The organism is bacterium (assembly GCA_040756715.1).
Classification (GTDB): domain Bacteria; phylum UBA9089; class UBA9088; order UBA9088; family UBA9088; genus JBFLYE01.
In genome coordinates, this window is sequence record JBFLYE010000046.1 from 1 (window position 1) to 9,181 (window position 9,181).

General features: G+C 32.1%; 12 protein-coding genes. 3 read left to right on the top strand and 9 right to left on the bottom strand.

The annotated features are described in order from the left end of the window. From AB1397_01745 to AB1397_01780, 8 genes are all read right to left on the bottom strand, one after another. Positions 1-458 (bottom strand): hypothetical protein (locus AB1397_01745; protein MEW6481717.1); only part of this gene is annotated, 458 nt, incomplete at its 3' end. 38 nt (positions 459-496) lie between these two features. Beyond that, on the bottom strand, positions 497-946 hold the full coding sequence (locus AB1397_01750; protein ID MEW6481718.1) for a 3D domain-containing protein: 450 nt from the start codon (positions 944-946) through the stop codon (positions 497-499). Between the two features lie 129 nt (positions 947-1,075). Then, positions 1,076-1,573, bottom strand: coding sequence for a hypothetical protein (locus tag AB1397_01755; GenBank protein MEW6481719.1), 498 nt, complete (start codon positions 1,571-1,573; stop codon positions 1,076-1,078). Positions 1,574-1,654: 81 nt separating this feature from the next. Then, a complete protein-coding gene (locus AB1397_01760) occupies positions 1,655-1,834 on the bottom strand; it encodes a hypothetical protein (GenBank protein MEW6481720.1) in 180 nt (59 codons plus the stop codon). Beyond that, entirely contained in the window at positions 1,824-2,894 is a 1,071-nt protein-coding gene (locus AB1397_01765; GenBank protein ID MEW6481721.1) for a hypothetical protein, read from the bottom strand. The genes AB1397_01760 and AB1397_01765 overlap by 11 nt, the downstream gene beginning before the upstream one ends. Before the next feature lie 5 nt (positions 2,895-2,899). Further along, entirely contained in the window at positions 2,900-3,082 is a 183-nt protein-coding gene (locus AB1397_01770; GenBank protein MEW6481722.1) for a hypothetical protein, read from the bottom strand. 3 nt (positions 3,083-3,085) lie between these two features. After that, positions 3,086-3,802, bottom strand: coding sequence for a hypothetical protein (locus AB1397_01775; protein ID MEW6481723.1), 717 nt, complete (start codon positions 3,800-3,802; stop codon positions 3,086-3,088). Between the two features lie 458 nt (positions 3,803-4,260). Next, positions 4,261-4,383, bottom strand: a complete 123-nt coding sequence (locus tag AB1397_01780; GenBank protein ID MEW6481724.1) for a hypothetical protein — start codon at positions 4,381-4,383, stop codon at positions 4,261-4,263. A gap of 86 nt (positions 4,384-4,469) precedes the next feature. Here AB1397_01780 and AB1397_01785 point away from each other — a divergent pair, with 86 nt between their 5' ends. From AB1397_01785 to AB1397_01795, 3 genes are all read left to right on the top strand, one after another. Further along, positions 4,470-5,426 carry a hypothetical protein gene (locus AB1397_01785; GenBank protein MEW6481725.1) on the top strand — a complete coding sequence of 319 codons (957 nt, stop codon included), beginning with the start codon at positions 4,470-4,472 and terminating at the stop codon, positions 5,424-5,426. A gap of 1,117 nt (positions 5,427-6,543) precedes the next feature. Further along, positions 6,544-7,047, top strand: coding sequence for a hypothetical protein (locus tag AB1397_01790; GenBank protein ID MEW6481726.1), 504 nt, complete (start codon positions 6,544-6,546; stop codon positions 7,045-7,047). Further along, positions 7,044-8,480 carry a DEAD/DEAH box helicase family protein gene (locus AB1397_01795; GenBank protein ID MEW6481727.1) on the top strand — a complete coding sequence of 479 codons (1,437 nt, stop codon included), beginning with the start codon at positions 7,044-7,046 and terminating at the stop codon, positions 8,478-8,480. The genes AB1397_01790 and AB1397_01795 overlap by 4 nt, the downstream gene beginning before the upstream one ends. 2 nt (positions 8,481-8,482) lie before the next feature. Here the strand turns inward: AB1397_01795 and AB1397_01800 are convergent, their stop codons facing one another. Beyond that, entirely contained in the window at positions 8,483-8,965 is a 483-nt protein-coding gene (locus AB1397_01800) for a hypothetical protein (protein ID MEW6481728.1), read from the bottom strand. Positions 8,966-9,181: the final 216 nt, after the last annotated feature.

A 9,181-nucleotide genomic window follows, 5' to 3' on the forward strand; every position in this document is an offset into this window, starting at 1 on the left:
CCCTCTTTTTCTTTCTCTCTACCCTCTTTGTCTTTATCTTTGTCTTTGTCTTTATCTTTGTCTTTGTCTTTATCTTTGTCTTTGTCTTTAATGATTAAATAATCATTAGGCAATGATTGTTTTACATTAAATAATAATTTATGAACGATTAACTCATCTCGTACAGATATAATCGCAGGTTTATGAGAATTTAAACCTCGTGGATATTGTAACCTAAGGAAATCAGGAATAAAATAATAATCTCCCTTATCTATTATTTTATCTTTAAAAGCTTCTTTAAATTCTTCTTCTGTTATGTTGCTTTCACAACAGAAATTAAGCATTTTAAAATTTTTAATCCATCTGCCCGCAGGAGTGCAGGTATCTAAAACATATATCCATATTAACTTATTTTCTTTAGATAACTCTAAAAACCATCCGTCCAGCCATTTTTCTGTGAATGTAAATCTTCTAGCCATTGTTTATTTAAATGAAATCACTTTTTAATAGTTTTCATTTATCTATACCAAATTATTGTTTTTCTTTTTCCATATTCGAAAGCTTTCTTTTTGTCCCAACAAAATATGTCTATTCGATAATCTTGCCACTTCTTATTCATTCTATCATTGACAATATAAAATTTGCCGTCAATGTAGACCCAACTTCCTAGAGGCAAAATTTTTTCCAGAGGTCTTGATACAGCAATCCCACCTTCTTTTACTCTTTTGTTGATTGCTGTGATGTAAGGGTCGTTATCGCACTGTCTTCTCTCTGGAGAATAGGCAGTCGCAACAGCTTCTACGGATTGAATGCCGTTGAGTTGGATGTTGTTTTCTTCTCTTTCCAGCCTTCTGCCCTGCCATATCCCTACCTGCACCCCTGCTATAAAAATCCCTAACCCAATAACACATCTAAATATCCATTTTTCTATATCTATCCTTTTATTTTCTTTTGTTTCTTTTTCCATTTTCCCCTCCTGTTTTCCATCCCCATTTTGTAATATTATCTTTCAGTATTTCCATTTCGCGTTAGGCTTTTGGTGTTGTGGCAATACAGAAAAAGCCTCCTGAATGTCTTTTTCAACGGATATATTTGTCTATGATTTCTCATAATATATTCTCCTTCCATATTCCATTAACAGAAGAGCATCTGCAAAGTTGTGGTCAGGTTTTTTACACCTCTCCGTTCTATACAGGCTTACTTCTGGAAATAATCTTTCTGCCTGTAAAATAGCTTTTCCTTTAGGGTTATCCCCTGCGCAATCCTTTAGCATTTCCCTTTTCCAAGTGCAAGGTTTGACTTTCACAAAGGGCAGTTGCAAGGCACTAACTATGCCTTCAATTATTCCCAGCCCTCGTCCTGTTTTATATGACGAGACCCTACCTTCTTTGGGCATTACTCCTCCTTCTTCTACTATCACAAAAACTTCATTCCATTTATATTTTTCAATAATTTTTACTATTTTAGAAATATCATAATCTCTTTTATTTTTGGTTTTCAAGATTGCAATAGTAGGCATAGAATAGATTTTAATTTTGCCATCGTTGATGGCAATTGCTCCTGTTATTCCTGGGTCAATACCGATGTAAATCATTTTTTATGTAGTTCAATCTTTATGTTTCTTCTTTAAATTGTCAATTCTCTTTCTTTTTCATCAAAGGAGAATTCAATATACTTAAGCTTTTTCACCATTTGTTATTTCTTTATCTTCCAAGCATTCCTTCAAGAATTGTTTGAAAGTCTTAGGAGGATGTTTTTCTACTTTTTTTCTTTTAAAATAATCTTTTAATTCCGTTACAGAGCTTTTAATCTGTAAACCAGCTATTGTTGGGGTGATTAACACTTTAATCTGCATTTTTTTCTTCTTCAAACAGATCTTCTATTTCTTTTTGTTCCTCTTCAAAGCTCTTTTCTTTTTCTTCCACTAACTGTTTCAAAAGCTTTTCTACTTTCTCAAGTTGCTCGTCATTGGCTTTATCCAGTCCTTCTTTTATCCCCTCAGAAGCAAAAATTTGCTTAATAACAAAAGGGTCAACTTCTAATTCATTAAGCCGTTGTTGGTTTTCTTTTATGCTATTTATCTTTCTTTGTCTATCTTCTTCCTGAATATCTACCCATAATTCTTGCTCAAAGCTTTTTTCTTTTTTCATTTCCATAATCTGATTTTTTATATTTTCAAGTTCCGATTTAGGAATCAAAGCAGTTTTGTCTACGCAATATTTTTTTTGCAAGAATTGTTGTAATCGTATTGGCTCAATTGATTGGGCTTTTAGAAGAGCAAATAATTCTTTTCTTTCTTCCTCTGTAATATATTCTATTTGCTCTTGTTTTTGAGATTCTATATTTACTTTTTCAACTTCTAGTTCTATTTTTTCAGGTTCTATATTCTCTATTTTTTTGGATTTTATACTTTCTATTTTTTCAAGTTCTATGCTTTCTGCTTCTTCAGGACTCAATATTCCCATTACAAAATCAGGAGCAATTATCCTTAAGGCATCTCCAATTGCTCGCCATCTTAGCATTTGTTTGGGATATTTATAATAATTTCCTTCAGGCTTTAGAAGCCCTGCTCGTTCTGCATCATCCATCGTATATGTGCAAGTAATTTTTTCATCTTCTCGAACCAAAGTTACTACGCATTCATTTTCTTTTTCGTGTAATTCTTTTATTCTTACCCCTAGCCTTTTTGCAAGGGCTAGTTGTAATTGAACACTCATTGTTAGCCTGCCTTTAATGAAATTCATTGATCGCAGAGACTGCGTAGGCTCTAGTCCCATTTCTTTCCCTGCCTGTATTATTATCATTGCCTGGGCAGGATTTGTCCCTTGAGGAAGAATACCCGATTGAATAGCTAATTTTCCCCATTTTTCTAATATCCCGAATTCCTGGTCTGATAAAATTAGATTTTTTTCCATTTTTTTCACCTCTTAAAAATAGCATTTAGCGCTATATCCATAGCATTAGCCATTGATTTCATAGCCTGTAATTCCCAATCAGAAAATACAGATATTCCTTCTAAATCTCTCAAATACCCTCCACCCCTTTCCCAATTATCTTTATCTTCAGCTAATTGGGTTGCCTCTTCAGTTGTTAGATTTTCCATTTTTCACCTCGTGAGCCACCAGAAGCCCACTAAATGCAAAAATGCCTTACGGTCTTGCTTATAGCTATCGGTAATATCTACCCATTCAGGCATTCCTGTAATTTTATCTAGCTTCAAAATACCACCACCCCTTACTTTTTTAGGATATTGCATTTGATTATAAGCACTTTTATAACTTGCCACTTGTAATTTCATTTCTGGATATATGTTAGAAGAAGTTTTTATATCTATGATATATTTTTTATTTTTGATTATTCCTATAATATCGAGAGTGCCTGCATATCCTATTTTTCTTTTGTGACTATACCAATAGACTGATTGCTCGCTTTGCAAAGGTTTAAATTGATATTGTTTTTTCCAACTTAAGAAAGCCTGTATTGGCTTTTCAATATTACTAGGAATATTTGGGATAGTTTTATTTTTTTTAAGTAATTCTTTAATATAACTTTCAACCCATTTATGCACTTCTGACCCAATGTTTCCTGCTTCTATTTTTATCCTTTCTGCTTCTTGTTTTGCTTCCTCAAGGATTCTTATAGCTTCTTCTTCGGTCAATCTATTTTGAATATCGGCAAGATGTTTGCCGATATAATTGACCGTAGTTTTTATCGCCCAATTAAGAAGGGCAGGTTTATTTAGTAAGCTCAATATAGTTGTTGAGCTTGGTAATCTGCCGTAAGGTGTTTCGTAATATCTTTGATTATTGATTTCTATTTTCATTTTATCTGATAATTTCTTAATATACAATCCAGTTTGAAAAAGCCAAATAGGGTTGAGCCCTCAGAATCTCCTTGAAAAAGGTATATAATATCTCCCCAATTCATATTTTTAAGGCGTTTTATATTAATTTTTCTACTTACACCTATTTTTTCCGCCTTTTTTATGAAAGCGTTGATGGTATAATATTGGTTTCCAATGAAATGTAGCCAAGTCATTTTAATTCATTCAGGTTAACATAATATATATTATCACTAATTATCATTAATTATCTCACTTTCATAATTCTTTGAATTTTGGACAAATCTTTAGGATGTAGATAGTAATTCCCTGACAGCTCATCTTTTTGTATAAGTCCTTTAAATATTCCCTTTTTTATGTATCGGTAATATGTTGCTCGGGCAATATGTAAAGTATTCATTATATCGGTTGAATTCAACATATTCACTAATCGTTTAGGTTTACCTTGCATTAGTATTTGAATTTGAAAAAGGGGTCTCTACGATAGTGATTAACTTTAAGAAGGCAAAGATAGAGACCCCTTTATTTTCTTGTGATTTTTTAAAGTTAATCACTATCTTCATTCTAAAAATAGTATATTATATCTTTTTTACTTTTGTCAAGTGTTTTTTGTAAGCGTGTAGTTACAATATCAAAAGGAGGTGTCCTAATGATGGATGCAGGTAACAATGTAACTATGGAAGACTTTAAAAAGTATGAGGTTTTAGAGAAGCTGATTAGGAAAGAAATAAAGGGTTATCAAGCAGGTTCTTCATTGGGGTATTCAGGGGTTCACATATCAAGATTAAAGCAGAGTTTTAAGGGATGGATTCCTCTTAAACATCAATGGATTCCATCCATTCCTGTGAAATGGTGGCTTATTGCAATGATTGATGATGCAACAAATGAGATTCCTTATGCAAGGTTCTTCTCTTCTGATAATATGTTTGCCAATATGGCTGTTATCAGAGGATTTATTGAAAGAAAGAGATTGTTTTCCGCCCTTTATGTAGACAAAGCCTCTCATTTTGAAACAACAAGACATGGGGGTCTCCATGTAAATGTTAGCCCTGAACAGGATGAGACCCAGATAGAGAGAGCCTTGAAGGAATTGGGGATTACAATCATACCTGCCAACTCACCCCAAGCTAAAGGAAGGATTGAGGTTAGATTTAGGCTCTTTCAGGATAGACTTATCAAGAAAATGGCCCTTCTTAAAATCAAGGATTATGATAGTGCCAATGAGTTTCTTCTCAATAACTTTCTGCCTTGGCACAATAAGAAATATGCCCTTTGTTGTCCTTCTAATTATCTGGTTTTGCCTTACGGGATTAACCTTGGTACTATATTCTGCAGAAAGATTGAAAGGATTGTTAAGAATGATAACACCATTTCTGTGCAAGGAGAGATTATTCAAATTCCACCAAACAAGACGAGGTTTTCCTTTGCTAAAGCTAAGGTAGATGTCTGTATCTTAGAAGACAATCGGATTATTGTTCTCTATAAAGGCTCTATTATCTGCGAAACTATGCTTTTAGGAAAGACCAAGGCTCAAAAGAAGGAAGAGGAGATAAAAGAGCTTTTAGAAAAAAGAGAATATGTGGAATATGAAATACAAAAAAACTAACATTTTATGTAGTAATTAAATATAACATTTGACGTAGTAATAACAGTATTTTTTTGGCTTGATTTTATTAGGGTTTGATTTTTTTGTTTGTCATCACTTTTCCACAGGCAAGGTAGAAAACTGAAAAGGATATTAAAAGATACTAACAGAATACCAACGGGAAAAAATTGAAAAAAATCGTCAAAAAAAAACAGACCCCCCTCTTACCCCTTAAAACTTTTGATTTTATTAGCCTTTTTGATACCTTCTCTTACAAACTTTTGATATTATTGACTTTTTTTGGCTTAATCTTGCAATTCCCCTGATTTTTCAAGTTTTTCTGACTGAGGGATGTTTAGAGAGGCCTTTAATTTTTTCCTGAGGTCTTTTTATTTGTTTTTTCCGTAAGTTGTTGAGTATCAAGGAGTTATGCAGTTTAAGTTCCGATAATCTACATTATGTTAACTTGATGTTAACTTGACTTAACCCATTAAGTTTTAAAGGGTTATAAAATTTTTTGGTTTTAGGAACGTTCTGAAGAACATATGGAGGGGGAGGGGGGGCAAGGGCAAACTTAAATCTCAATTTATATCCCCTTCTATCTACAAAATCTACAAAAGAGCCTTTAATCCTTAAAAGAGCTTTTGATTTGAGATTTTAATGTGTTTTGTCATTTTTTCAAGTTTCAGCTTGAAAAAATGACCGTTATGGTCTAAGTCCCCTCGCCTTTTTGAGGATTTTTCAGCAATTTTACCTGTTATTACTTGTTTTCTCTCAAGAGTTAAACAGATTGCTTAAGCATATTTCCTGTCTTAAACCAGTCAACATTATGCTGGAAGGGGAGAGCCCGAAATGCGCCAGGCTTACCTCCGCACATTTTTTTACCGACTTCAACGTAACCTTTCGTTGATGGCTGAAGCTGTTAGACTTTTTTATGGACGCTTCTAACATTTAACCCCTCACGTCTTTTTTATCACACAAAATTCTGTTTCTTCAGGGAGAAGTTTAAAATATTAAATATCTATTTGTCAAGAAATTTTTTAACTCCTCCAAAAAATTTACAATTTGTCAAGGTATTTTTAAAGTATTTTTTTAAAAAATATTTGATAAATTTTTGTTTATTAAATAAACTTTTATTATGATAGAAAAAAAGTCATATGAAAGATATTTCTTTGAAAATGACCCATCAAAAGGTGGCAGACCAAGAAAACTTGACCCAGTCAAAGCTCTTAAGTTGCGCTTAGAGGGCTATAGCTATTCTGCAATAGGAAGAAAATTGGGAGTAGACCATTCAACAGTAATATGTGCTCTTAAGAATTTTAAAAACCTTTTTCAAACTTTATCTGATGCAGAAATTTATGAAAGAATCAAGCCTTCTTGTCTATCAGCCTTAGAACTAAAACTTGTGAATGCATTAGCTAATGACGAAAAGATTAACAAAGCATCCTACGGTCATATTGCTTTTGCCATCCGAGAAATAGCAAAACTGAATAATTTGGCTAGAGGAAAACCTACAGAGATACAAGATATTACTCAAATTGAGAAAACTTTTAAAGAAATTAAAGAAGAAAAAGAAGAATTATTGAAAGAAATTAAGAAATTAGGGGAAATTGTAATTGATGGAGAACTTGTAGAAAAATGACTACAGAAGAAAAAGAAGAAAGATTAGAAGAACTTAAAGAGCGTTTTAAAAAACTTGAACAAAGAGAAGTTAAATTGCTGGAGGTAATAAAACTTTATCAACTAACCCATAAAAATGAATATTTTAAACCCCTTCCTTATCAGCAAAAAGTTATTGATTTGCTTCATCAAAACAAAAAAACTATTGTTTTGGTGGGAGCAAATAAGATTGGAAAGACTACTTTAGCAACAAATATTATTGTCTCTTTTGTTCTAGGAACTCAAGGATGGGATAAAAAGCTTTCTATCTTTGAAGGAAAGCCAACAAGGGGAAGGATTATTGCCGTAGATTGGGAAAAGACTATCGGTGAAGTTATTATCCCTGCTTTAAAAGAATGGCTTCCTAGAGGAACCTATACAACAAGAAAGAATAATATAGGGGTTGATACTTATTGGACTTTTAATAATGGCTCTACAATTGAATTAATGACACACAGTCAGGATACAGTAGTTCACGAAGGTTGGAATGGAGATTGGGTATGGTCAGATGAGGTTTTGCCTCGAGATAAATATATAGCAAATAAAAGGGGACTTGTTGCCAATAATGGGGTTTTTCTTATTACAATGACAGCTTTAAGCAATTCTAGCTGGGTATTAGACGAGTTAGTTTTAAATGTTAAAGACCCTTCTATTGGTTGTATTACAAATATTTCTATTGAGGCAAATACTTATCTTTCTCAACAAGCAATACAAAACTTTATCAATGCTTGTTCTGATGAAGAAAAAGAAGCAAGGATAAAGGGAGGATGGTTGGAACTTATTGGGCTTGTTTTAAAAGAATTTGAAAAAGATATTCATATTGTAAAATCTTTTGAAATTCCTCAAGATTGGATTGTAACGGCATTAATTGATTTACATCTTAATCTTCCTCAAGCAATTGGTTTTTATGCGGTTAATGAAAAAGACTGTCATTATGTAATTGATGAAGTATGGAAAAATTTAAGCCCTGAAGAGATTGGGGGGAAAATAGTCGAATTGAAAGAGCAATATAAATGGAACTTAGATTATGCTTATATTGACCCTTTAGCGAAAGGAGATAATCAATATGTTAAGAATAGAGTAAATATTGACGATAGTTTTACAATTATTGAAAGAGAATTAAGAAAAGGAGGTATTATTTTAGATATTGCTTCAAAAGATAAAGATAGCGGAATTAGAAACTTAAAAAATTGGTTGAAAGGACCAAATAAAATGCCTTCTTTATATTTCTTTGATAAGTGCCAAAGACATCTTTACGAAATTGTAAGATGGGTTTATGATAAAGATGGCAAACCTAAAAAAGAAAATGACCATTTTATGGAAAATCTATATCGTTATACTCTTACTCCTCAACAAAGATATGTTGAAAGATTTGATTATAGTAAATTAAAATATATAAGACTAATATCTTCATAACTTTATTCTTGAAAAGTTTGTAAATAATATTGAATATATAGCTCTGCCGATTTTTGAGGCGATAAATTTTCCATAACATATTTTCTAGGATTGAAATTACTTAAGTTATCCCAAAATTCTTCAAATTTTTCTTTAAAATTTGAGTAAGTAAATCGCATTCCACATTCAGAAGAAAAATAAGGCGTAGAAGTGATTGGTATATCTCTATCAATTTGAAAATATGAGTGAATATCTATAATTCCTTTGCAATCCCAAGCTAATATAGGAACATTAGAAGCCATAGCAAAATTATACGCTAAACCTTGAGTTTCTGATTTTGAAAGAAAAAGCATACATTTACTTTTAGCAAGTAATTGTTTGTATTCATCTTCTTTATAGGTTCCGTATTTAATAACTTTATACGATAATTTTTTGCTTTCTATAAAATTTTTAACAAAAGGGAATATATTTCTTTCTTGAGTATTTTCTTTATCATAAATTAACACATCTTTTGAAAATTGGCTCTAATACTAAATCTAAGGCCCAATTTTTTCGGCACTACATATTTTGCACTCCCAAAAAATTACCTAATATTCTCTATTTTACTTAAAAAATCTTTTCTTATTACACCACGAGAAAGAAGAATGCCTAATATCTTTTGCACAAATGGAGAGACTTTCTTTAACTTCATATTGTTTACTCCTTTAATCTCAATCTCACAT

Coding starts and splice junctions, on each gene's coding strand:
- AB1397_01750 (MEW6481718.1), bottom strand. CDS start 946: ATGGAAAAAGAAACAAAAGAAAATAAAAGGATAGATATAGAAAAATGG.
- AB1397_01755 (MEW6481719.1), bottom strand. CDS start 1,573: ATGATTTACATCGGTATTGACCCAGGAATAACAGGAGCAATTGCCATC.
- AB1397_01760 (MEW6481720.1), bottom strand. CDS start 1,834: ATGCAGATTAAAGTGTTAATCACCCCAACAATAGCTGGTTTACAGATT.
- AB1397_01765 (MEW6481721.1), bottom strand. CDS start 2,894: ATGGAAAAAAATCTAATTTTATCAGACCAGGAATTCGGGATATTAGAA.
- AB1397_01770 (MEW6481722.1), bottom strand. CDS start 3,082: ATGGAAAATCTAACAACTGAAGAGGCAACCCAATTAGCTGAAGATAAA.
- AB1397_01775 (MEW6481723.1), bottom strand. CDS start 3,802: ATGAAAATAGAAATCAATAATCAAAGATATTACGAAACACCTTACGGC.
- AB1397_01780 (MEW6481724.1), bottom strand. CDS start 4,383: ATGAAGATAGTGATTAACTTTAAAAAATCACAAGAAAATAAAGGGGTC.
- AB1397_01785 (MEW6481725.1), top strand. CDS start 4,470: ATGATGGATGCAGGTAACAATGTAACTATGGAAGACTTTAAAAAGTAT.
- AB1397_01790 (MEW6481726.1), top strand. CDS start 6,544: ATGATAGAAAAAAAGTCATATGAAAGATATTTCTTTGAAAATGACCCA.
- AB1397_01795 (MEW6481727.1), top strand. CDS start 7,044: ATGACTACAGAAGAAAAAGAAGAAAGATTAGAAGAACTTAAAGAGCGT.